28 protein-coding genes are annotated in these 23,720 nt (G+C 41.7%); 11 read left to right on the forward strand and 17 right to left on the reverse strand.

Annotated features, from left to right (window positions below; genetic code table 11):
* Nucleotides 1-150: 150 nt before the first annotated feature.
* From C5O00_RS00110 to C5O00_RS00120, 3 genes are read right to left on the reverse strand one after another with little or no spacing between them, the layout of a single operon-like run.
* Entirely contained in the window at nt 151-1,440 is a 1,290-nt protein-coding gene (locus tag C5O00_RS00110; protein WP_158676739.1) for a tetratricopeptide repeat protein, read from the reverse strand.
* Between the two features lie 54 nt (nt 1,441-1,494).
* Nucleotides 1,495-2,187, reverse strand: coding sequence for a DUF4331 family protein (locus C5O00_RS00115; RefSeq protein WP_158676740.1), 693 nt, complete (start codon nt 2,185-2,187; stop codon nt 1,495-1,497).
* A 24-nt stretch (nt 2,188-2,211) separates the two neighbouring features.
* Nucleotides 2,212-2,922: a DUF4331 family protein gene (locus tag C5O00_RS00120; protein ID WP_105213836.1), complete on the reverse strand. Its 711-nt coding sequence runs from the start codon at nt 2,920-2,922 to the stop codon at nt 2,212-2,214.
* 168 nt (nt 2,923-3,090) lie between these two features.
* On the opposite strand from C5O00_RS00120, the gene C5O00_RS00125 reads away from it, so the two are divergent.
* Entirely contained in the window at nt 3,091-4,296 is a 1,206-nt protein-coding gene (locus tag C5O00_RS00125; protein ID WP_105213838.1) for an LETM1-related biofilm-associated protein, read from the forward strand.
* 3 nt (nt 4,297-4,299) lie between these two features.
* A complete protein-coding gene (locus tag C5O00_RS00130) occupies nt 4,300-5,256 on the forward strand; it encodes a hypothetical protein (RefSeq protein ID WP_105213840.1) in 957 nt (318 codons plus the stop codon).
* A 12-nt stretch (nt 5,257-5,268) separates the two neighbouring features.
* Here C5O00_RS00130 and C5O00_RS00135 read toward each other — a convergent pair whose 3' ends face one another.
* The 9 genes from C5O00_RS00135 to C5O00_RS00175 all read right to left on the reverse strand — a co-directional run bounded on the left by C5O00_RS00135 (nt 5,269) and on the right by C5O00_RS00175 (nt 12,303).
* Nucleotides 5,269-6,024, reverse strand: a complete 756-nt coding sequence (locus C5O00_RS00135; protein WP_105213842.1) for a LytR/AlgR family response regulator transcription factor — start codon at nt 6,022-6,024, stop codon at nt 5,269-5,271.
* Between the two features lie 57 nt (nt 6,025-6,081).
* On the reverse strand, nt 6,082-6,423 hold the full coding sequence (locus C5O00_RS00140) for a 2TM domain-containing protein (RefSeq protein ID WP_105213844.1): 342 nt from the start codon (nt 6,421-6,423) through the stop codon (nt 6,082-6,084).
* Complete coding sequence (locus C5O00_RS00145; protein ID WP_105217528.1) at nt 6,420-6,767, reverse strand: 2TM domain-containing protein; 348 nt, start codon at nt 6,765-6,767, stop codon at nt 6,420-6,422. The genes C5O00_RS00140 and C5O00_RS00145 overlap by 4 nt, the downstream gene beginning before the upstream one ends.
* 11 nt (nt 6,768-6,778) lie before the next feature.
* Nucleotides 6,779-7,087 (reverse strand): 2TM domain-containing protein, encoded by a 309-nt coding sequence (locus C5O00_RS00150; protein WP_105213846.1) that lies wholly within the window; start codon nt 7,085-7,087, stop codon nt 6,779-6,781.
* Nucleotides 7,088-7,114: 27 nt separating this feature from the next.
* Nucleotides 7,115-7,408 carry a 2TM domain-containing protein gene (locus C5O00_RS00155; protein WP_105213848.1) on the reverse strand — a complete coding sequence of 98 codons (294 nt, stop codon included), beginning with the start codon at nt 7,406-7,408 and terminating at the stop codon, nt 7,115-7,117.
* 102 nt (nt 7,409-7,510) lie between these two features.
* Nucleotides 7,511-8,836 (reverse strand): 2TM domain-containing protein, encoded by a 1,326-nt coding sequence (locus tag C5O00_RS00160; protein WP_105213850.1) that lies wholly within the window; start codon nt 8,834-8,836, stop codon nt 7,511-7,513.
* Nucleotides 8,837-8,838: 2 nt separating this feature from the next.
* Complete coding sequence (locus C5O00_RS00165) at nt 8,839-9,465, reverse strand: hypothetical protein (protein WP_105213851.1); 627 nt, start codon at nt 9,463-9,465, stop codon at nt 8,839-8,841.
* Nucleotides 9,466-9,609: 144 nt separating this feature from the next.
* Nucleotides 9,610-10,023 carry a DUF2141 domain-containing protein gene (locus C5O00_RS00170; RefSeq protein ID WP_105213853.1) on the reverse strand — a complete coding sequence of 138 codons (414 nt, stop codon included), beginning with the start codon at nt 10,021-10,023 and terminating at the stop codon, nt 9,610-9,612.
* Between the two features lie 105 nt (nt 10,024-10,128).
* Complete coding sequence (locus tag C5O00_RS00175) at nt 10,129-12,303, reverse strand: TonB-dependent receptor (RefSeq protein WP_105213855.1); 2,175 nt, start codon at nt 12,301-12,303, stop codon at nt 10,129-10,131.
* 159 nt (nt 12,304-12,462) lie between these two features.
* On the opposite strand from C5O00_RS00175, the gene C5O00_RS00180 reads away from it, so the two are divergent.
* From C5O00_RS00180 to C5O00_RS00195, 4 genes are all read left to right on the forward strand, one after another.
* Nucleotides 12,463-13,461, forward strand: coding sequence for a DUF1028 domain-containing protein (locus C5O00_RS00180; RefSeq protein ID WP_158676741.1), 999 nt, complete (start codon nt 12,463-12,465; stop codon nt 13,459-13,461).
* A gap of 83 nt (nt 13,462-13,544) precedes the next feature.
* Entirely contained in the window at nt 13,545-14,141 is a 597-nt protein-coding gene (locus tag C5O00_RS00185) for a YdeI/OmpD-associated family protein (RefSeq protein WP_105213859.1), read from the forward strand.
* Nucleotides 14,142-14,160: 19 nt separating this feature from the next.
* The gene (locus C5O00_RS00190; protein ID WP_105213861.1) at nt 14,161-15,270 is read left to right on the forward strand and encodes an adenylate/guanylate cyclase domain-containing protein; all 1,110 of its coding nucleotides are present in this window, start codon (nt 14,161-14,163) and stop codon (nt 15,268-15,270) included.
* 65 nt (nt 15,271-15,335) lie between these two features.
* Nucleotides 15,336-15,695, forward strand: a complete 360-nt coding sequence (locus C5O00_RS00195; RefSeq protein WP_105213863.1) for a hypothetical protein — start codon at nt 15,336-15,338, stop codon at nt 15,693-15,695.
* Here the strand turns inward: C5O00_RS00195 and C5O00_RS00200 are convergent.
* Nucleotides 15,692-16,966 carry an NAD(P)/FAD-dependent oxidoreductase gene (locus C5O00_RS00200; protein ID WP_105213865.1) on the reverse strand — a complete coding sequence of 425 codons (1,275 nt, stop codon included), beginning with the start codon at nt 16,964-16,966 and terminating at the stop codon, nt 15,692-15,694. The two genes, C5O00_RS00195 and C5O00_RS00200, sit on opposite strands and share 4 nt — an antisense overlap.
* A gap of 124 nt (nt 16,967-17,090) precedes the next feature.
* Here C5O00_RS00200 and C5O00_RS00205 point away from each other — a divergent pair, with 124 nt between their 5' ends.
* The gene (locus tag C5O00_RS00205; protein ID WP_105213867.1) at nt 17,091-17,585 is read left to right on the forward strand and encodes an RNA polymerase sigma factor; all 495 of its coding nucleotides are present in this window, start codon (nt 17,091-17,093) and stop codon (nt 17,583-17,585) included.
* 5 nt (nt 17,586-17,590) lie between these two features.
* Nucleotides 17,591-18,238 carry a DUF8845 family protein gene (locus tag C5O00_RS00210; RefSeq protein ID WP_105213869.1) on the forward strand — a complete coding sequence of 216 codons (648 nt, stop codon included), beginning with the start codon at nt 17,591-17,593 and terminating at the stop codon, nt 18,236-18,238.
* Here C5O00_RS00210 and C5O00_RS00215 read toward each other — a convergent pair.
* Nucleotides 18,235-19,086 carry a lysophospholipid acyltransferase family protein gene (locus tag C5O00_RS00215; RefSeq protein WP_105213871.1) on the reverse strand — a complete coding sequence of 284 codons (852 nt, stop codon included), beginning with the start codon at nt 19,084-19,086 and terminating at the stop codon, nt 18,235-18,237. The genes C5O00_RS00210 and C5O00_RS00215 overlap by 4 nt on opposite strands.
* Before the next feature lie 69 nt (nt 19,087-19,155).
* The gene (locus C5O00_RS00220) at nt 19,156-19,797 is read right to left on the reverse strand and encodes an NUDIX hydrolase (RefSeq protein ID WP_105213873.1); all 642 of its coding nucleotides are present in this window, start codon (nt 19,795-19,797) and stop codon (nt 19,156-19,158) included.
* A gap of 2 nt (nt 19,798-19,799) precedes the next feature.
* Between C5O00_RS00220 and C5O00_RS00225 the strand changes: the two genes are divergently transcribed.
* The gene (locus C5O00_RS00225; protein ID WP_105213875.1) at nt 19,800-20,540 is read left to right on the forward strand and encodes a peptidylprolyl isomerase; all 741 of its coding nucleotides are present in this window, start codon (nt 19,800-19,802) and stop codon (nt 20,538-20,540) included.
* On the opposite strand, the gene C5O00_RS00230 is transcribed toward C5O00_RS00225, so the two are convergent.
* Complete coding sequence (locus C5O00_RS00230; protein WP_105213877.1) at nt 20,530-21,150, reverse strand: trimeric intracellular cation channel family protein; 621 nt, start codon at nt 21,148-21,150, stop codon at nt 20,530-20,532. The two genes, C5O00_RS00225 and C5O00_RS00230, sit on opposite strands and share 11 nt — an antisense overlap.
* The gene (locus C5O00_RS00235; RefSeq protein WP_105213878.1) at nt 21,150-21,863 is read right to left on the reverse strand and encodes an RDD family protein; all 714 of its coding nucleotides are present in this window, start codon (nt 21,861-21,863) and stop codon (nt 21,150-21,152) included. Before C5O00_RS00235 ends, C5O00_RS00230 begins: the two co-directional genes overlap by 1 nt.
* Nucleotides 21,864-21,900: 37 nt before the next feature.
* Here C5O00_RS00235 and C5O00_RS00240 point away from each other — a divergent pair, with 37 nt between their 5' ends.
* Together C5O00_RS00240 and C5O00_RS00245 are read left to right on the forward strand one after the other, a co-directional pair.
* Entirely contained in the window at nt 21,901-22,872 is a 972-nt protein-coding gene (locus tag C5O00_RS00240) for a stage II sporulation protein M (RefSeq protein WP_105213879.1), read from the forward strand.
* The gene (locus C5O00_RS00245) at nt 22,850-23,719 is read left to right on the forward strand and encodes a hypothetical protein (protein WP_105213880.1); all 870 of its coding nucleotides are present in this window, start codon (nt 22,850-22,852) and stop codon (nt 23,717-23,719) included. Before C5O00_RS00240 ends, C5O00_RS00245 begins: the two co-directional genes overlap by 23 nt.
* The last annotated feature ends 1 nt before the right edge of the window (nt 23,720 follow it).

Consider the following 23,720-nt stretch of genomic DNA (forward strand, 5'->3'; position numbering starts at 1 on the left):
CATATTATATAAACGAAAACGCCCCGTGATGGGGCGTTCTCTACTAACAAAAAAACTCTGAAATCCGGCTTTCACCAGCGAATTAATCGGCGCCCGCAGGCGTTCCGATTAAACCTCAATTCTATTTACGTAGGAAATGAGAAACCGGTTTTAAAATTTGTTGATTTTTTTGGTGAGTACAGGTCCTAATTCGAATGCTGCCTCCTGTAATTCCTTTTTTAACTTCTGAAGCTCCTTCGTTCGGCCATTTGCCTGGTAAACCAGCGCCATATAATAAGCGGCCATGGGTTCGGAAGTCTTGTCTTTTACCCGGGATTCGATGATATCCAGAGCCCGCTCTTTCTCCCCTTTCATCAGCTTTGTATAAGCAAGCAATGAATAGGTTTCAGGGGTGGCGCGTTCTGTAACTTCAACTTCGGCTATAGCCATCGCCCTATTGGGATCTTTTTCGGCAAGTACTTCGATAAGGTGGGTATTGTACATTCTTCCATAGGCCTCGTTGGTCGCGGCATTTATAAAGGTTTCGGTATATTCTGCAGCCTCTGCTTCATCACCTTCATTTTCGGCCATTTCGGCCAAAAGCAGGTAATAATCCGGAACTTTATGATTTTTCATCACTGAATCGAGTATACGTCGTGCTTCGGGAGCATCATTTTGATAGGCGTAATTTATCCAGGCGATCCCTTTTTTTACGTACGCATTATCGGGTTGCAGTTCCAGGGTCATTAAATAGTGTTTATAAGCCTGGTCTAGCCTGCCGTCATGACCATAATAGTCACCCAGGTTGCTATACGTCCATATCTTCAGGGGTTTTGAATCCCTGGACTCGGCGATCGCCTTCGCGCTTTCCATATAGTTGATCGCATTTGTGAGGTCGCCTGTATGATCACTCCATTTTGCTTTGCGAATGAGATAGTTATAGTCGGAGGTGTTATTTAGCAACTTCAGATAGCTTTCGGCCTCCTCGTACTTACCCAGTTCCATAAGCACGTCGAACAACATGAATTGGGTTGCTCGTTTACTCGAGACTCCTTCATAACTCTGCTTTAATAAAGTGGCTGCTTCTTTGAACCTATGTTGAGAAATATAGGTTCTCGCCAGTCCTCTCGCGTAGATATCCTTATTATTAGCAGAAATTGCCATAGCCTTTTTGTACAAGGTTTCGGCATTTGTTAAATAAGTTGCATTCCCTGTTGCATCGAAAAGTCTGGTGTAGGCAGATGCCAGAGGCCCCAGGTCTCCCACCCCGGAACTGTCCGGGCGCAAACGCTTCGACCAAAATGCGACCTCGTTCTCTGCTTCAAGTAAGGAGGATCTTTCGGCAGTGTACAGATATGGATTGTAATCTTCGGGATTAGCGATGGGCTCGATCTCTGTTTCGGTAGCACAGGATGAGAGTAAACATACCATTCCGAAGAAAAAAATAAATAGTTTCATCATGATATAAAAAAAGGAAAAGGGCATCAAGTGGCCCTTTTCCATATGTTTTATGCGTTATTGTGTAATTGGCGTTTCCAGGTATGGAAATGGAAGGGTAAAATCACGATCTCCACTATCCACCCCGTCACTGGTAAGTTGTGGGGTACCGTTATTACCGTCGAATCTTGTACCGGAAGTACCTCCAAACATCAACGTAAGAGAGATATCGATCACATCGTCTGCAAGGGTTCTACCTGTTAGTACTACCCCTGTTCCGGGATCGTAATAGGTTGTTTGTCCGTTAGGTGCCACCTGCAAGGCATCAAATTGTGCTAATACCGTGGTAAAGGTTGGTGCGTCCAGTCCTAATATATTGGTTTCGTAATCGATCGTAATTCCGAGGGCATCTCCGTAAACATCGTGGTAGTCTTCGAGGGTTTCTTCGAAGGTAGCCTGAAAAGACATACGGTCGCTCACCAGAGAGTTGTTGAACATATTCTTTACATTATCGGCCCCGCTGAACACAGTATTTACCCCCGGACGGCCCATGATATCTTCCTGCACGTAGGTTCCGCTAAAGTCGATCTCGTCTATACAAGGCTCACAGGCAGATCCACCGCAGTCTATTCCTTCCTCATCTCCATTTTGAATTCCATCATCACAAGTTTCCTGAACGATCACATTGCCATTCTCATCATCGTCACACTGAACAAACAATAAGGTTGCACAGATCGCGATGCATACTAATTTGAATTTATATATTTTCATTTTTATCTTTTTTGAAGTGATTGATTATTGCTTTCTTTTGGCCGAAACCCATACATTGTAGGAGGCTGGCAATCCTGTTAATCCAACTAATTCGCCCACATGAGGCGGCGCGGAACCGAGCATGGAATTTGGAACCTCAACGGCTACTGCGAGCACATTAAGTTCGTCGAAAAAATCGTCGGCCGTACCTGGAGGAAAAAATCCATCCGGGGCAGCAGAACCGGATACAACTTCATTAAATCTGTTGAAGTCGAAATAGAAAGCATCTCTTCTCGGGCCGGCAAAAAAGCTCATGCCGTTGTTCGTAGCCGTTTGAACATCGTCTGTAGTCGAGATCTTTACTGCTGTATATCCGGCAAAAGTTGCTATTTCACTGGATAAACCTGTTTGGGCTGGTTGTGCCGGGCCGAAAAAGTACATAGAATCACCTCTTTTTATCGCCTGGATGACCAGGTCTTCAACAAAATCACCGGTATTGTCTATATTAAACTCGATTAAAACATCTTCATCGAAGGCAGCATTTTCGGTCACAGTCCCGGGAGTTAGTGGCCCTTGTAGCGTTGCTATGAGAACCGTATTATTAGGGTTATCCCCTTCAAATGCGTACAGGTCGGCAATGTCGGTAGTAGTTCCGGCAACCGCTGGTGCATCAATATGGTCTGCAGCAACAAACACTATCGACAGTGCAAGAACGCATGCACCACCAATTGCTGCAAAAAGATTTGTTTTTTTCATAATTGAAGATTTTTAATTATTTATTTTTATGCTTCGGTGATTATATACGACGAAAATAAGCCTATGGTTTTTAACTTGCAATTATTCTTTTATCAATCCCAGTAAATTAAGGAGTTGAGAGAGGCATTTTTATATTGAACAACTAACTGATCATTTATACCATTTATTGTGAACCCATCTGCATCAGACTGGATACCTAAATATCTCCACATACTGGAAAAAAATTCGAAGGCTATCGAGTTCTCCGATGAAATGGCTTTTTACGCAGCCCTTAAAAAAACAGGTTTCATTTACGGGGTTTCGCTGGATGCCATTCCGAAGAAATCAATTAGTTCCTTAAATCTCACCCGGGAGGAGTTCACCAAGGTGAATCTGTTTCATGCCCTGTTGTTTACCCACCACAATTTTAAGGGCAATATGGATCACGAAGCTGCTATTGAAAGTATTATCAATTTCTACGATGATATGGACAAGGCCAAGACGGGATTTCTGCAAAAACTAACCTTGTCCCCTTCGCCGTCTCAGAAGCTTGAGAAAATGCTGGCAGCGAGACTACAGGAGACCAATACTTTTTTGCATAAGGGAGCCACCGGTATACTTACCTATGCTTTGTTATTTGTAGATGTTTTGGCGTATCGATATGCAATTAAAAAACCGGAATCCTTCCGTAAATATGCCGAGAAAGTTGAAAGCACGGTGATCAATGCTTGTTTTCTGGCGTTGAGTTCGAAGAAGAAGAAGAATAAATACGACAAATTATTAATTGAGCTCTTTCAATCGTCTGCATATTATCTTTCAGCCCACCGATCGTCGAAAAAAGTGAGCCTGAAAAGCTTACCTCATTTAAAAACAGCCACCGAGCTTGAAAAAAGATACATTCTGGACATTTGTACGATCACCGTATGGGACGACCATACGATGGACGAGGATGAATTTTCATTTCTGAAGGAGTTAACCTCTTATCTCGAACTCCCGGAAAACAACCTGGAGAATAGTCTCGCAGATCTGGCCATATTTATGAGCGAACATAAAACCTCGATCAAACTTTTTGAATATGCCAATCCGGTAAAATTGTTTTATAAGCAATCGACATCCACCGTAAAATTGCTCATCTTAAGGAACAAGAAAAGGCTTCAGAAGGAACTTGAGGAAAGTGGGGAATTATTAGTATTATTAACACAATCCACCCTCCGCGAACTCACCGATGATGAAAAAACCAAGGTAAAACAGCAATTGCTGGACATCTGTAAAACCGTTCCATCATTAACGGTATTCCTATTGCCAGGCGGTACAGTTTTGCTCCCTATTTTAATAAAATTTATTCCACAATTACTACCCTCTTCGTTTAGGGAAAATCAAATTGACAAGCCGTGATCTATGCTTAAAAAATTTCTACTATTTATATTTAGTGCCTTTGTGCTAAATGCAACTTACGGGCAAGCTGAAATCGCCAATACTGTCCCTTTTGTGGCGTATTGGTCTGTAGGTGATACATTTCAATTCAAGGTAAGGAAGATCAGCATACAATGGGATGATGATATCCTTGTAAAAGCAGATACGCTTTACCGCGATGTACGTTTTAAGGTGATAGATTCTACAGCCTCCATGTATAAAGTAGAGTGGCGGTATGTGAACGAATTTCAGGATGATCCCCTGGTGAAAAATGTGTTTAATGAACTTACTCGTAACAATGCCTACACTAAAGTTATATACACTACCGATGAAATGGGCGAATTTCAGGGTGTTGAAAACTGGAAAGAGATTCGTGATGACCTCATTGGGGAATTAAAAGCCGCTATGAAGGGGAAATTATTCAAGAAAGAGCATGAAGAGGCCATGTATAAAAAAGCCATGCAACCTATCATCGAGGCGTACAGCACGAAAGCTGGTGTAGAAGAACTGGCGCTAAAGGAGCTCTATTATTTTCATATGCCGCTGGGATACGAATATACTATAGACGAGGTATACGAATACGAAGATGTACTACCATCTCTCATTGGAGGGGAGGATATGCGTTGCGATTATAAGATCACGGTGGACAATATAGATCGTCAAAATGGAATTTGCAGGGTCACCGAAGAAATGAAGGTGAATCCTGATGATTCTAAACGGGAAGTCTTATCTATGATGGAAAGGATGGGAATTGCGTACGACAAATTTAGCGAGGAGATAGATGGGGCAAAACTCAATATGGAAGATTTTAATACCTATATCTACAATTTCGATTACGGACTCCCAATCACCATCAACACCAGCAGAATGGTGGATCTGCAAATAGAAGGAGAAAAACGACGAAAGGAGGAAAAGATCATCATAGACCTCATCTTTGATTGAAAAAAGGAAAAATTATTCCAGCCAGATCTTAAAGTCCTTAACTCTCTCTCGGGCTACAATTACCTGCTGTTCCTTGTAACTGATTAATTTAAGCTGAAGTCTGCTGTTGGTATAGGAGATAATGTCTCTTATGGCGTTGATGTTCACGATAAAGGTCCTGTTCACTCTGAAGAAATCCTGAGGAGTAAGTTCATCCTCTAATTGTTCAAGAGTTGTGTCTAGTAAATAATCACGCCCGTCTACTGTGTGTGCGTAGGTGCCTTTATTTTCGGAGTAAAAACATTCGATCTCATCCACAGCGATCATTTTTATGTGTTGCCCGATCCTGGTAGTAAATCTCTTTTTGTACTGTTGCCCCACAGGGTTGGCGAGTAACTTCCTGATATCTTCAAAATTGAGCTGCACATTTTGTTTTATCGGGGCGTGTTCGCGAAATTTTCGCACCGCAGCCTCTAGTTCCTCCTCATCTATAGGTTTCAGGAGGTAGTCTATGCTGTTTAATTTAAATGCCTGTAAGGCGTATTCATCGAAGGCTGTGGTAAAGATAATCGCACTTTTAACTTCCACTTCATCGAAGATCTCGAAGGAAAGGCCATCGCTTAGCTGGATGTCCAGGAAGATAAGATCGGGGTGTTCGTTGTTTGCAAACCATTCTACCGCTTCCCCAACACTGTGTAGCATAACATTCACAGCCACATTTTGTTTTTCCAGCATGCGTTGCAATCGTCTTGCCGATGGTTTTTCGTCCTCGATAATTAGTACATTCATATTGTAAATCTAAATATTATTATTTTCTGAAGATGATACAGTGGAGTAACCACTATATCAATCTTGTTCCTTATCGAATTTCCTGAGCTCCTCCATATCTTTTTCCATGTATTCCCTGATCTTACGCTCCTCCCATTTCTTTATAAAGCCACTTTTAAACTGAAAGACATACAAACCGTGAAATAGTAGACCGACGCCCCAGGCTACTGGAGAAATAAAATGAGGCCATTCTGGCATTTCGAGTGAAAGAACATTGCCAGACAATAATCCGGATGCCGTTAATAAGATAAAAGTGTTTACTAATATGTAAATAGTTAAGTGTGTATAAAACCCTTTGATCTCAGCCACTTTCTTTTTGGCGCGTTTATACTTTTCTGTATCGTTCTCTGAAGTTTTCATAGCTCTCGTTTATTTCGTTCTTCCGCTTCTTCTTTTTCAATGATCTCGCGGATCTTTCGTTCCTCCCAGTTTTTCAGAAACCCAAACTTATGTCTATATACATACAGCCCATGAATAAGAAGGCCAATGCCCCATAAAATGGCAGTTCCGTAAGTGTTCCATCGTAGCCAGCTTTCGAAATTCCAGTCGAATTCATGATCGCTAAAGGCATCCATTATATTGGCCTTTATTAAAAGCAAGATGATATTTACGATGATGTAAGCCGTAAGATGTTTGTGAAAGCCTTTGATATCGTTCACCTTCTTCCGCGCTCTCTCGTATTTTTCCTGATCTGATATTTTCATGTAGTGTGAAATTAATTCCATTGGTTCTTTTTATCTTCCTCTTCCAAAAACTCCTTCATCTTTTTTTCTTCCCAATCCTTACTCAGGAACGGATTCCACCGGAATGCTTTAGCGGCCTGGAAGAATAAGGCAATTCCCCAGCCAAAGGCAGCCCACAAGAACCACATATATCGCCACTCGTTGGTGTAGTAGTTGAGTGCGGCTAAAAACCCAATGAACAAGCTGTAGAGTATTAATGAGGTGTAGAATTTTTTGATCTCCTCCACACGCTCTTTAGCTCGTAAGTATTTATTTTCTCTATTTTCTTTATTTAGATCCATGCTATAGTCTTGATAATTCTATCTCTGTTAATAATAACGTTCCTCTTCTTCAATGAACTGCCTGATCTTTCGCTCCTCCCAATTCTTACCAAAAAACAGGCTCCATCCAAAAGCGTCGGTAGCATGACCAAGGATCCCTAATCCCCAACCCACTATAGGAAAAATTGCCCATGGAAAACTTGTACTTATTACATTCAGATAAATAAAGAATGGTACAAAAATCAGGTAAAGTACCAGATTAATATAGAATCCTTTTAGTTTTTCAACTCGCTGTCGAGCTCTTTGAACTTTAGAATCGTTGTTTTCAATTAATGTTCTCATGTTGATGCAATTTTAAGATTACACTGTAAAAATATTTCAGAAAACCAACCTCCGAAAACAATAAGGTATGAACTGTCGATTTCGATTCCTCAATTGTAGATTTCAGGAATCTTCATCCATAAATTTACGGATTTTACGCTCTTCCCATTCCTTTCCAAACAGAGGGTTCCAGCCGAAAACTTCAGATGCGTGCCCCAACACTCCAAAGCCCCAACCCCCTATAGGGAATAAGGCCCAGGGAAAACTAGTGCTTCTTAAATTGAGATAAATAAAGAAAGGGACCATAATAAGATAAATAGTGAAATGGATGTAAAATCCTTTAAGTTCTTCCACTTTCTTTTTGGCGCGCTCCAGGCGTTTACCGCTAATATACATGTCTTGTGTTTGCATGGTCATTGTAGATTTAGTTAGGAGGGGTATCGCCACTTTAAACTCTCCTTTTTCCTGCTTCACTTCAACAGGCCTGTCTGTAAGTAAAAAATAGCGTTGCTTAATATTTTCCAGCCCTACTCCACTACTTTCCTTAACTACATTCTTTGGTTGAACATTATTTTTTATAACCAAGCTGCCCCGGTCTTCATAAATTGTAATATGAAGTTTCCTGGACGGGGTAACCTGGTTGTGTTTTACTGCATTCTCGAGTAACAACTGCAAACTCAATGGTACCACCTTGGCTTCGGGGTTACTTAATTGTTCCGGCACTGTAAATACGATGCTGTCTTCAAACCGCATCTTGATTAGAGACATATACAATTTTGCGAACTTCAGCTCTTCCTCTACGGTGATCAATTCCTTATTCTTTTGTTCCAGCACATACCGATAGACCTTCGAAAGGGAGGTGGTGAAACGTGTTGCTGCTTCAGGGTTCTCTTCAATAAGGCTTGTTAGTACGTTCAGGCTGTTGAATAGAAAATGCGGATCCAGCTGATTTTTCAACGCATCGAACTGAGCCGAAGCTGTTTTAGCAATGATCTTTTGTTCCTTTACACGGGTCTCCTGTTTGTATTTGTAATAATGGAATCCGTAAAAGATGGAAACAATTACCATGGAAATTATAAATCCGGTGGAGTAATATTGCAGCTGTTCTCCCGCGATAAATTCGGAAAACGATTCCCCCTTTACGATCATTTCGGTGATCCAGCGGATAAATATCAACCCAAGTATGGTGATTAGAATCCCACCCGCAAATGCTTTCAGAAGTACGTTGGTTTTAAACAACTCCTGTTTGTAGTGATGTTGCATATAGCGGATGTAATACATATTTGCCATATACAGAACCACAGAGTAGAGCTGATTGTAAAGAAAAGCCAGCAGCAGGGTCTTACCATCATAGGTGTAATTACCTGTTAAATATTGTATTAACCCTAATACAATGAATATTAGGATTCCTACAAAAAAGGCCTTGCCAAGTTCTTTAAAAAAAAACATAGTTAGTTACCGCAATTCTCCTGTAATACCTGTTCTGCGTATTCACCACCACCTTGGGGATAATACTCCCCGGCCGGTTCTTCGGCGGCGAAAAGTTCGATGGCTTTTCTTATATCGTCGCAGTACATATCGGTTGGTTGATTGAAAAATTTGGCCGTTCCAATATCCCATTGGGCTTTCCCAAGAACAACTCTGGGATTCTCCGGTGCTATTTCGAAGGCCTTCTTATATAATTCGGCTATTTTGGGGGATAGTTTCATCCCGTATTGTTGTCCGTCGTACACAACCCAGGCTGTCAATATCTGGGCCTCCAACACCAGGACCTCCGGATTGTTTTCGGTTAGTGCCTTGGCATCGTTCAGGAAGTTTCTGGCTTTTTCAATCTGTGCTTTCATCTTTTCTTTGTCTTTTTCGCCAAAACTGTTGAACACGTTTATCTGCGCCGCGTAAAAAGGAGGCAGCCAATTTTCGGTTTCTGCCTGGGCGATGCGTTCAAACAAATTTGCGGCTTCCCACGATTTATCCGATTTCCAAAGTTCGAAAGCTTTCTCCATACCTTGCTGATATTTGGATTGCGCAAAACTGCTTACCGTTACCATGGTAAAGAGTATAAATAGTATTTTTTTCATATCTGTAAAATTAAGATAGTTAAGGTTGCAATGATTATTTATAAAGAGCAGTTCCCTTGTTTTTTATAGTTAAGTGGATGTTGATTGATTAATTATCTCCCTGTCGTAATTAGATCTGGAAGTTACTAAACAAAATTTGAAACGCTACATATTGATATCCAGCTTTCGCAATTCTCCGTCCTTAACTTCGAACTTTGCGTCTTTCCATTTTGGCGGACCGAAGAATCCACGTGCGTTATTGGACGTGCCGTAAGGTTCGGAAGGGATCATCCCCAGGAGCATATTCAATTGCCCGTTATCGTCTTCATCGTGATAGCATGAGATAGCATAGATCCCATCCGGGATATCGATAAAAGTTACCGTAGCCTGCTTGTTAACGATCTCCTTCTTCACAGCTTTGTACGTCTCCGCTAAGAATTTGCTCTCGTCGTTGTATAGTCCTACGCGCACATGGCCGTTATCGTTATCGAAGTCTCTAATGGAAACTTCTACTGTATTTTGACCATGCATTACCATCCCGGTAAGCAGTAAAATGAGGTATGAAATGATTGTGTGCATAATGTGGTTTTTTAAGATTACTCAAATGTCCTTAGGTTTATGAACTTTCCATAATCTATACTACCCAACTGTAATTTTTAAGGGATGAACTGTTACTCTCCAGGTTTACAGATTATCGAGCTGGTTATCACTGCCGTCCTCACTGATGGTCCAGAAGAACCCAATGAAGAAAAATTGATCGGCAGCAGGGGTGAGTGCCCGACGGTTGAAGTTACCGTTCGCATCGGCGGTGGAAGCATATTGATAGCCATTAATATTATTGAAACCAAACACGTTGTTCACAGAGAAATACAATATCTTTTGTTGAGAGATCAGGTAAGCCCAGTTAAAACTCACACTGTTGTAGGCTTTAGTCTTCTCCTGAAGAAATCCTGGCCGGTTAGGATTGGTGTAAGTACGGCCACTACTGTAGGTGTGGCTAAAACCAATCTGACTCTTCCAGTCGTTGATCCACCATTTTACTACGGTGTTCAAGTTGTGCTTATTGGCAAATGAGGGAGTGGCAGAAACGGGGTAATCTCTGTACATACGTTCGGTGTCCAGAAATGAATAGCTCAGCCAGTAATCCACATTCTTGATCGATTTATTATCCCTCCAGAAAAAATCGAACCCCTGGGCAAAACCATCACCATTATTGGCAAAATTACTTTCGAATCCGGGAAACTCATTATTGAAAGTTACCAGGTTGCTATACTCTTTGCGATAGGCCTCCGCTCTCAGAATTCGATTTTCGGCAACATATTGATAGTTTAGGATGTAATGCTGGGTTTTCCTGGCTTCAAGATCCTGGTTAAATTTAAGTACGTCGTTGAGTGGTTGCTGGTAGAAGTCGCCATAAGCCACAGAAATCTGGCTGTTCTTTCCGGTTTTATAGGCAACCGATGTTCGGGGCGAGAAGGTAAACTCATCAAACAGCTCGCTGTACTCGCCTCTGGCTCCAATCTTTACGGCAAACTTTCGGGAAAAAATCAAGTCTGTTTCAGCAAAAGCCGCAGATATACCATTATTGAAACCGTATCGGGCGGTAGCGAAATCGCTATTGAACTCTTCTACATAATCGGTTAGAAATTGTTCAACCCCAAAATTTAATTTGAAACGGTTACTAAATCTCTTTCTGAATCTAACTTTAAAATGAGCCGAATTTTCGGTATTATCGATATCGTCACCCTGCACCGTTATGTTGTTCTGTGCTCGTGTAAAACTCCCTCCTACCTGAAATTTCCAGCTATTGTTAAGGTCGCCCGCATAACCAGCGTTGGTATAAAAATTATAATTCTTCAGTTTAAATCTCAACCCTTCCGGCAGATTGATATCTTCTTGGGTTAGTTCGAAGTTACTGGTATCGAATGCAGCATATACCTTTAACAGCCCCGATTTAAATTTATTTCTGAATACGGTTTCGCCCGCCAGGGCTTCGAAAGGTTTTTCCCAATCGTTCCTGTCTGGAAACGCAGCGATATACGGCGCGAGATTTATATAACTGGTGTTGAAACTTAACGAGCTGTTCTCCCATTTTTGAGTATTGCCTACACCTCCACCTACACTCATAAGGGCGATATCGGTTTTTTCCTGGTCTGGTTCGTCTATGGTGTTTAGTAAAAGTACCGAAGACAAAGCCTGGCCGTATTCGGCAGAATACCCCCCGGTTGAAAAGGTGATCCCATCGAAAAGAAACGGACTATACCTTCCACGAGTAGGGATGTTATTGGTGGTGGGAGTATAGGGTGTAAAAACCCTGATCCCATCGATAAAGATCTGTGTTTCTCCCGCATCACCCCCTCTTACAAAAAGTCTTCCGTCTTCTGCTACTGTGGTGGTACCGGGTAAGGTCTGTAAAGCACCCACAAAATCCCCCAGGGCGCTGGCAGTAGTCACCACGTCCAAGGGTTTAAGAACAGACACCTTACTGTTGTCGCTGGCTTCCAGGGTTCCGGCGCTAATAACAACCGTTTCCAGGGAGTTAACATCCTCACGAAGCCGAATGTTGAGATTGGTCATCTGTGAAACGTCTGCTGCCATCATAAAGGATTCGAAAGAGAGATAAGAAGCAATTAACGTTTGCACACCAGTTTCGGATGTTTGAAAACTGAATTTTCCCCCGGCATCGGTGGTGACTCCATCATAGGTGCCTTCCAGGTACACATTGGCACCCTCGATCGGCGTTCCGTTTCTTTCGGTAACAATGCCATCAATGGTAGTTTGAGCAACACCCGATTGAGCCGCGATCAAAAAGATAAATACAATAAGTAAGCTTGGTAGTTGAAGTATGGTACGTTTCATTTAGTTGTTTAATTATTTAGAATGCTCAAATTTGAAACGAATCTTCCTACCCCATAAATTAAACATACCGAATTGTTGTATTTAAGCTCTCAAATGTAAAAAATTAAGATTTCACCTTAATCACGTATCTTTAAAGAAAACAAATAGGTCATGAAAAAAATGTCTACCCTCTTACTGTCTGTTTTGTTATTCTGGACTGCTTCAGCCCAGGATACTTTTTCCATTATCGCCGTGGATCCTGTGACGAAAGAAGTAGGATCTGCAGGGGCTTCCTGTGTAACCGGGGTAGGTGCCTCGGGAATTATCGATATCATTACAGACATTATCCCCGGTCGTGGAGGGATCAATTCACAAGCATATGTTTGCATCCCTAATATCAATTTGCAAAACGGTATCATGCGAATGGATCTTGGTGATTCTCCTTCAGAAATAATAAACTGGTTAATTAACAATGATGCCTGTTCCTCTCAGAGTTTCGATCCTGCGTTCAGGCAGTATGGAATTGCCGATTTCGACGAGAACGGCGATCCGCGAACTGCGGGTTTTACAGGAAATATGACAGACGATTACAAGGAAGACCGACAGGGAGCCACGTATAGCATTCAGGGGAATATACTGCTGGATCAAACCGTGATAGATAATATGGAGAATAACTTCAACGGTACCGTGGGGACTCTCGCAGATAAACTTATGGCGGCTTTACAGGGGGCTAACTTTGCAGGAGCAGATCAACGCTGTCTTGCAGCAGGGACCTCCTCAACTACCGCCTACCTGCTGGTGTATAAAGAAGACGACCTCCCCGGAGATCCTTACCTGCGCCTCAATGTGGGACAGCAACCATCGGGAACAGAGCCAATCGATATACTTCAGGATCTGTATGATAATTTCCTGGCTTTTGAAGAAAATACGATAAAATCGAACCTGCGTTTATACCCCAATCCTGCCACAGACAGGATCGTCCTGGAACGGACAGCCGAATTGCAGATCGAGGTAATTACCGTATTCGATATAAATGGTAAGAGGATGTTTTCTGAAAAAATTTCAGAAGCAAATAATTTACAAATTGAGATCAATGTCTCAACCCTTCCAAGTGGAATATACTTTTTGAGAATAAACAGCTCTGAAGGTAATACAGCCTTTCAATTTGTGAAACAATAACAAACAAATTAATATCTATCAACCACCTCCAATAGGTGGTTTTTTTTGAATTTATAGTATCTTGAAGATCGAAATTATTGGTTATGACAACGGCTAAAAAAGTAAGCGATTATATAAGAAAACATGAACGCTGGAGTGAGCAACTTACTCAATTACGAGAGATCTTTCAGCAAACAGAACTACTAGAAGAGGTAAAATGGGGCAGCCCCACCTACACCTTAAACGGTAAACTAATAGCGGGTCTTGGCGCTTTTAAAAACCATTTTGGAATTTGGTTTCACCAGGGGGTATTTTTAAAAGACCGGCATAATAAGCTGGTGAACGCACAGGAAGGTAAGACCAAGGCGCTACGGCAATGGAAATTTGTAGAAGGAGACCCCATCGAGCCGGAAATTGTCGCGCAGTATATCCAGGAAGCCATAGAAAATTCCCTGGCAGGTAAAGAAGTGAAACCAGAACGGAAAAAAGGGGTGGTCATCCCCGATCTATTAAAGCAGGCTATGGCAGGAAACCCGAAGTTGAAAGAGGCTTTTCACGCCTTAACTCCGGGAAAACAAAGAGAATATGCAGAATATATTGGATCTGCAAAAAGGGAGGCAACTAAAGAAAGCCGACTCGAAAAGATCTCTCCCATGATCTTAGAGGGGATAGGATTATACGATAAATACAAGAACTGTTGAGCCGTAAAAATAGGTGTAGATGAGTAGCTATAAAACCAGGCGTTTTTGGCAATATTTCCGGAAATCCTTATGGATACTAATCGTCTGGGTCCTAATTAACAATATTATTTTTTTCCTGGAGTATTTCAGCCTGGTTAGTAACAGATATCTTACTTCAGATTACGATCTCAAATCGGCCTTCATGGCGAATATGATCGTATCTGTTTCGGCCGGTCTCGTGGGAGGATTCCTTACAGTGCACCTCATGGAATACTGGTTGCGGAAATACGCATTCTGGAAGGCGCTCGTATTCATTATAATTGCTTATACCGCAGCTGCAGTTGTTGTTAGTATACTTGGCGCTTCCTATGCTATTAGCGAACAATACGGCTTACCAATATTTCATCCCGAAGTAAGGGAGGATATCTTTCTGTTCTTCAGATCGTGGATCTTCGTAAAGAATTTTATTATATGGCTCATCATTGTTTTGGCAACTTTAATCGTGATCATGGTGAACGACAAATACGGGCCCGGAATTTTTGCAGATTATCTTATGGGCCGCTACTTTCTGCCAAAAAATGAGCGTCGCATCTTTATGTTTGCCGATATTAAAGACGCCACCACCATAGCCGAACAATTAGGAGAACACAAATATTTCAATTTGCTGAAGGACTTTTTCCGGGACATCGCACCTGCCATCGTGCAAACACGAGGTGAGGTGTACCAGTATGTAGGAGATGAAGTTGTGATCTCCTGGAAGATGAAACACGGGATAAAAAATGGCAATGCGGTTGGATGCTTCTACCAAATGAAAGATCTCATTAAACGCAAAGGAGATAAGTATCTTGAGAAATACGGCCTGATCCCCGAATTTAAAGTGGGATTCCATTTTGGGTCTGTGATGGTAGGAGAATTAGGGCAAATAAAACGGGATATTGCTTTTTCCGGGGATGTATTGAACACCACCTCGCGTATACAGGCCAAATGCAATGAATTGGGCGTAGACATCCTGGCTTCGCAGACTTTTTCGGAAATAGCGTATCAACTTCCACCCGGATTACGGCTTAAAAGCGTTGGGAAACAGGTTTTAAAAGGAAAAAAAGATGAGTTAGCCCTGGTAACATTCGTGGCGGATACAAGTCCCGATTAGCAATTAGGAATGAAATTTGATTTATATCCTTCAGAATACATAAATACTAACAAAATTCTTTTATTATGAAATCCGATCTGTACACTAAGACCATTCTAACCATTATTGCATTTTGTTTAACAGTGAATCTGGTGCATGAGCTGGAATTGGTTCCGAAGGCGTATGCCACAGAAACTACACCTTCTAATCTCTCAACCGAGTATGCGCTGGTTCCTATTTCTGAAGCCAATACCATGGACGTGCGAATTGTAGATATCAATACCTACGATGAGCTTAATGTAAACCTGAAAAGTGTGGATACTTACGACGAGGTAAAGGTGAACATAAAGAGTATAGACACCAGTGACGAGTTGGATGTGAACATTGATGAAATAGGCGGCGGCTGGATCTCCAACGGTGGGCCCATTAAGGTAAAGATCGACTAGGCTTTTTTAAACGGACGAATAATGAGCCGTGCTGCTTTATCGTAATTAATGTAGTTATACGTCCAGTTGAAGAAGGTCACTACCCTGTTCCTAAATCCAATGAGGAAGAAGAGGTGGACCACCATCCACAGGAACCAGGCGAAGGTCCCTGCGAAACGCATATTCTTTATATCTGCAACGGCTCTGTTTCGGCCTATAGTAGCCATAGTACCCTTATCTGTATACTTAAAGGGTTTCATCTCCTTTCCGGCTAACTCTCGAATGATATTAAGTGCCAATCGGCGCCCCTGTTGAATTGCAGGTTGAGCTACCTGCGGATGACCATTGGGGAATGCGTGAGTTTTCATAAGCGCCACGTCCCCTAATGCAAATATATTTTGAAACCCTTCTATTTGGTTGAAAGAGTCGACTTTGTACCTATTTTGTCTCGCCACCAGGGCATTTCCATCGATACCTTGTACGGGTGCACCGGTTACTCCGGCCGCCCAGATGAAGGTAGCAGTTTTAAATAATTTACCATCTGCTGTAACTACGGTATTTCCGTCGTACGACTTCACCATGGTATTCAAGTGGACAATTACCCCCATTCCTTCCAGGAACTTTTGTGCTTTTTTCGACGCGTGTTCACTCATAGGAGAAAGTACCCGGCTACTTCCTTCTACCAGATGAACCTGCATATCGTTGGTTTCTATTAAAGGGTAGTCGTTCTTCAGTATACTTTTTCTGAATTCGGCCAGGGCTCCCGCTAATTCAACTCCTGTGGGGCCAGCACCAGCAATGACAAAATTTAAGAGGCTTCTTCGTTCTTCGGGATCGTCTGTTATATCGGCCTTTTCTATATTCTGAAGCATAAGACTGCGAATATTTAAAGCCTGAGGTACCGTTTTCATGGGCATGCTATGGGTCTTGATAGATTCGTTTCCGAAGAAATTTGTCCTAGTACCCGTGGCAATAACAAGATAATCGAAGGAAAGCGGCCCAATGGAAGTTGTTAGCTGTTTCTTTTCCGGGTCTATGGCCTCTACTTCGGCTAACCTGAAATGAAAATCTTTATGCTTCCTGAAGATCTTTCGCAAGGGATAGGCAATAGAATCCGGCTCTAAGCCTGCGGTAGACACCTGGTATAACAGTGGCTGAAAAGTGTGATAATTATGCCGGTCGAAAAGTACTACCTGAGCATTGACCTTTTTAAGGTTTCTTATGAAAGAGATTCCAGCAAATCCTCCGCCTATAACAACGATACGCGGCTTATCGGTGGTGGGAATGTTCATGAAGGATGATTATATAACAAAATTACAATAAGTAATACCGATAGCCTGAAAAACCATCTATTTTTATGAAATTTGTAACAATGTTGTCTACTTACTTACTAATCCAACAGCTAACAGAAAACCATTGACAAAGGAACTGGAACATAGTTTTGTTGCCCAACTCGAAGAGAACCAAAACATTGTGCATAAGATCTGCCGGTTATACACCAACGACAGCGATTCGCACAATGATTTGTTTCAGGAAATAACCATACAATTATGGCGTGCATTTCCAAAATTCAGAGGGGATTCTAAGTTCAGTACCTGGATGTACAGAGTTGCACTTAATACTGCGATCACCTTGTACAGAAAGAGCAAGAGATCGGTTAAGACTCAGGATTATGAAGGAGTTAGCTTTAAAATAAGTGCCGAGGCGTACGACGATACTATTGAAGAACAGCTCAAATTAATGTATAAGGCTGTAAAGAAACTCAACGATATCGATAAAGCCTTGGTCTTTCTTTATCTGGAGGACAAATCGTATCGGGAAATTTCCGAAACATTGGGAATCAGTGAAGTAAATGCCAGAGTGAAAATGAACCGGATCAAGGAAAAATTAAGAAAAATTTTAAATCCGTAAGCGATATGGATGAATTAGAAGTATTAAAGAAAGAATGGCAGTCCAGGGAGCAGGAATTCCCCAGGTTGTCGTCTAAAGAGATCTACCCGATGTTATTGCGTAAATCCTCTTCCCTCGTGAAATGGATTTTCTACATTAGTATCGCCGAACTGGTCCTGTGGACCTCCCTTGCTTTTGTGGCACCTGAGTCGAGTAAACAGATCAATGAAGCCATGGGTCTAAAAGGAACATTAACCACGGTGAGTATTATTGGTTATGTGATCACTATAGTCTTCATCATTCTATTTTACAAGAATTATCGCTCGATAAAAGTTACAGATTCAATAAAGAATTTAATGCGAAACATCCTCCGTACACGGAAAACTGTTCAGTATTTTGTCTATTATAACATAGGAGCCGCCATAGTGCTGCTTACTTATACCAATATCTTTTACTACTCAAAAAAAGAAACCCTATACGAAACATTTGCGAAGTACAGTGAAGACTATGCAGCCATCCCTGCCGAGACCTTCACAGATTATTTCTTTCTCATTCAGATCGTGGTGGGAGCGGCTTTTGTTCTATTACTCGTGTTGTTTTATTACCTGGTATATGGACTGCTGTTACGCAGATTAAAGCGCAACTACCGCGAATTAAAGAAGATCGAGGTTTAATTAGTATCTGCCTCCGGTTTTTCTTTGGATGCCTTTTTCTTTTTGTCCTTGCGCCATTGACGCTCTTTGTTGAGTTCTTCGCGTCGCAATAATTCTTCTTCGGGTATTACCTTCAGGAAGGATGGATGTTGTTCGATGGCATATTCGATCTTCTCCACGATCTCCTGTACAGTATCTTTCTCATAATCGATATCCAGTGGTGGTTTTATCTCCATCGTTTGAAGTATTCCCTTCTTTTTAGTTCGCAATCCCTTTTTATCGAATGACCTTCTAAAACCATCGATCACTATCGGCACTACGATGGGTTTGTTCTCTTTAATGATAAAGGCTGTACCTCTCCTAATTGGCTTCCACGGTTTGGTGGTTCCTTGCGGAAAAGTGATCACCCATCCATCGTCCAGCGCTTTGGAGATATTGCTCACATCACTCATTTTCACTTGTCGGTTCACTTCTTTACCTTGAGCTCGCCAGGTTCTGTCTATACTCACCGAACCGGCATAGGCGAGGATCTTTGGTAGCAATCCGGATTGCATGGTCTCTCGTGCAGCAACAAAGTAAATGTTTAGTTTCGGATTCCACAGGTAACCAATATTCTTGATACTGTCCACCCTACCACTGAGGCTGGCATTGAACACATGAAACATGGCCACCACATCGGCAAAGTAAGTTTGGTGATTCGATACAAAAAGCACATTTGTATCCGGTAATTGCTTAATGATCTCACTCCCCTCTATCTGAAGCTGATTAAAACCTTTAAATCTCCTATGCGTAAGAGCACCCAGGATACGAATGAGCCATTTCTTTAAAAAGAGTATATGTCCGAACGGATTTTTCTTGAAAAGCCCCATAGTTTTAATGCTGAATTTGTAAAACTCATCCTACAGCATGTAGCCGTGCAAAGATATAAAAATCGCTGTTTACAACGTTTGCTTTAACAATTGACGTACTTCGTTCAGCATCATTGCAGTAGCTCCCCACACAATATGTTCCTGTAATCTAAAGGCCGGCACATCGATGCTTTTGGCGTAGGATGTACTTAATGTTTTTTGAATCAGGATCCCGTCATCCAGAAACTCGGTTAGCGGTACTTCGATGATAGATTCAACCTCGGATTCCTGAGGTACAAATACAGGATTGATCGTGGTAATTCCCAGGTAAGGCTGCACAAAGTAATTACTTGGTGGAATATAAACCTGTGTAAGTTCTCGTACAATTGAAATATGATCGGCGGGAATCCCTACCTCCTCTTCTGTTTCCCTGAGGGCGGTGTCCTTATACGAATTATCCACCTCTTCGAACCTTCCTCCGGGAAAACCAACCTGTGCCGAATGTACCCCTTTATAGGTCTTCCGAAGAATAAGTACAAATTTGGTTTCATTGTTCATCGAAGGATAAAAAAGTACCATAACACTCGCTTTCTTGGCCGAATTTGTTTTATAAGCGAGACGCTTCAATTCCAGGAGCCGTTCCAGCGGAGCCATCTCCATATGAGAATCCTCGCCCGGAAGAGGCATTTTTTTTACTTTTACAATCTCATTGGAAAATGTTGTAAAATCCATCTATGAAACGACTTTCAATTTATTTACTCCTGGGATTCGCTGTTCTCACAGCCTGTGAAGATAATAAAAAGGCAGCGGCAGGGAAAACAGAAGCTCATTCTTCCGAAGCTAAAAAAACAGATAGTGTTCCCGTGCCGGATGAAAAAGTAAAGAAGGAGGATCCAACCGAAATCACCAGCAGCACATATCCGAAGATCACCAATGAGAACGCAGTAGAATTTCTAACCCAATACGGTAAGGAAAACCCCGAAACCAAAGTAAGAATAAGCACCACCCATGGCGATATTGATATCGAACTCTACCAGGATACCCCACTACACAGGGCGAATTTCATTTATCTGGTGAAGCAAAACTATTTCTTCGGAACCTTCTTTCACAGAGTTGTTCCAAACTTTATCATCCAGGCAGGTAATAGCGACAACCGCACTACCACGAAAAAAAGGGCACAAATTGGAAAGGATTACCTATTACCAGCCGAACTCTCCAACGGCAGGAAACATACGCGAGGCACAGTGTCCGGAGCCAAGGAATATCGTGAAAACCCGGACAAACGTACTGCTCCCTTCGAATTTTTCATCTTCCTTGGTCCAACATCGGCTACCGGACATTTAAACGGCAACTACACCATATTTGGGAGAGTGGTCAAGGGAATGGACGTAGTGGATAAAATAGCGAACATGCCAGCCGATGAGGGCGACTGGCCCCTGGAGAACATCTATATCGATGCAAAAGTTATGAATTAAGTTCGTCCTTCGAATAAATATTAGGGAGCGACCATTTAAAATATACAGCCAGTAATCTAATGGTTATTACAACAGCGCCTGATAAAATAACCACCACATCTGTAGAAAGGCTTGTTTTCAGTAAAATAAAATACACCACACCGCCCATTACACATGCTGTTGCGTAGATCTCTTTCCGGAAAATAATGGGTATTTCATTACATAGTATATCCCTTATTACACCACCAAAGCAAGCCGTCATGGTGCCCAGGGCGATACAAATTAAGGCTGGTAGATCGGCGGCAAGGCCTTTTTCCACACCAATTACGGTATACAAAGCGATCCCTATAGTATCGAACAAGAATAAAGAGCGTCTTAAATAACCCAGCTTCTTCCTGAATAACAAAGCGAAAACAGAGGCTCCTGCTATCACATAAACGAAGGTTAGGTCTCGCATCCAAACTATAGGCGCCTGAATTAGAATATCTCGTAAGGTACCTCCGCCCAACGCAGTAACAAAGGCGATAATGAAGATCCCGAAAACATCCATACGTTTTTTAAAGGCGGTGAGCACCCCTGAGATCGCAAAAGCGACCGTTCCTAGAAGATCTATTACAAAAGATACCTCCATTATTGCTGGGTGTAATAATTGTAGTCCTGTATCACCTTATTCACAAATGCGAAAGGAGTTCCTTCGTAGTTCACTTCCATAACAGCGGAGATCCTGGCGGCAAGTTTTAGGATCACATTATGATTGCCATTATATTTTGCTTCGTTATATACAGATTTAATGGTTTGCATTTCATTATCGGTAAAAACGGTCACCTGCGGATAAACAGGCTGGTAGTCTTCGGGTATTTCCACCAGAAGGGTCTGCGATAAGAAAACAGAAGGTTTTTCGCTTATAACTGTGGTTGTGGCAGCGATATCACCCAAACGCTGACCTTTGCCATTTAAGAGTATGGTTACCAAAGCCAGGGCACCACTGGTTAGGCTTACATCTATTATTCGCAGTAACCACCGGATAAGGTAATTTGAGAATGCGGGTTTAGAACCGTCAACTTTCACCACTCTGAGCTTCATAACATATTTTCCCGGGCTCTGCCCGTTCCAGAACATTTCAAACAATAGGTGGTAAAGGAAAAGAGGCAATCCTATGGTCATCCCTACAATAAAATTGTACTCATCACTCATATCCAGCCATGAGAAAAGGATTACCATAATGATCACGTAAATACCCAATATTATTATATCGACCAGATACGCCAGGATCCTGTCGCCCACCCCTGCTACATTTTGAACAATGTTTACATTTTGAGCGGTTTCTATTTGAAAATTATCCATTAAAACTGTTTCTTTGAAAATAAACTACGAAGGTACGATGCGTGAAGCTGCTTTTGCCAAGCAAAATAAGGATAAATGGTTAAAATTTGAAAATGTTCTAAGGAATAATATTCAGGTATCTCCGGATGAGTTAAGCAGCCTTTACGTGGAGATCACAGATCACCTTAGCTACGCCCAGACCTTTTATCCGGGAAGCAACACCCTTCGATATCTCAATGGACTATCGGTACTAGCACATCAGAAGATCTATAAGAACAAACGAGAATCGAGATCCCGCTTTATAACCTTTTATACCCAGGAATTTCCACTCTTCTTTTCAAAATACCACAGGCAACTCCTCATCTCCTTCCTAACCTTTGCGTTATTTGCTCTGGTAGGGGCCTTTTCGGCAGCAACCGACGGAAATTTCGTGAGACTGATATTAGGTGATGGCTATGTAAATATGACGCTTGAAAACATCGAAAAAGGTGATCCCATGGCTGTTTATAAACAGATTGGAGAAATGAATATGTTTTTGGGTATTACCATCAATAATATTCGTGTGGCTTTACTGGCCTTTAGTTTCGGAGTGTTCTTTTCATTAGGAACTCTTTTTATTTTGATGCGAAATGCGATTATGATAGGGTCCTTTCAGTATTTTTTTTACGACCAGGGTATGCTATGGGAAAGCGCCAGAACGATTTGGATACACGGTACCATAGAAATTTCCGTAATTATCGTGGCCGGGGCTGCAGGCCTTGTATTTGGTAACGGAATACTATTTCCGGGGACCTATAGCAGAATGCAATCGTTTGTACGGGGAGCTAAGGACGGTTTGAAAATACTCATTAGCACGATTCCCTTTTTTATCATTGCCGGCTTCCTGGAAGGATTTGTGACCCGTCACACCGAAATGCCCGATTGGCTGGCCATATTAATAATTGGGGGATCACTGTTTCTCATTCTGTACTATTATGTTATTTACCCCATAAAACTGAAGAAAAAACATGAACGAATTCATACAATTTAAACAAAGCCGGGATCTGGGTAAGATTATTACCGATGTCTTTAAATTTTTACGTCATAACTGGAAGGTATTATTTGGTCTCATATTTCGTATCGCAGGTCCTGCCCTGCTCCTACTCGTCCTGGCCTATGTCTTTTATATCCAAACCACTATCGGGAGTATGGATCCGTATTCAACAGCAGATAATTTTAGCACCTTTACCTTAAGTTTTCTCGGTGCTTTGGTGCTTTTGCTTATATCGGCGGGCTTATACTACGCTCTCTTATACGGTACTGTACTACACACTATAAAATCGTATGTAGAAAATAACGGTACCATTGTGAAACAGGAAGTATATTCCGGGGTAAAAAGTAACTTCTGGAATTTAATAGGCCTTAGTATCTTAAACGGCCTTATTGTTTTTGGAGGGATGTTAGTGTGTATCCTCCCCGGTATTTATCTGGGAGTGGTAGTGATTACCACCTACATGATACTGGTATTCGAAAAAAAGGGAGTTTCAGACAGCATTAGCTATAGTTTTACACTCATTAAAGGGGAATGGTGGACCACCTTTGCCACCATCCTGGTGATAGGGATCATCTATTATATCATCCTGGTGATATTTCAGGTGCCTCAGTATATCTATTTCTTTATAAAAGGATTTACGATGGCCGAAACCATGTCTTCAAACCCTGCCGATATGTTCGACTGGGTGTATACAGTGCTGAGTTCCATTGGTATAATAGCGCAATATTTGTTACAGACCATTATGGTGATAACCTCGGCTTTTATTTATTTCAATTTAAACGAAAGAAAAAATTTCACCGGTACCATGGAGACCATAGAGTCCCTGGGAAGAAGGGAAGAATAGC

The sequence above is a fragment of the Pukyongia salina genome, assembly GCF_002966125.1.
Classification (GTDB): Bacteria; Bacteroidota; Bacteroidia; order Flavobacteriales; family Flavobacteriaceae; genus Pukyongia; species Pukyongia salina.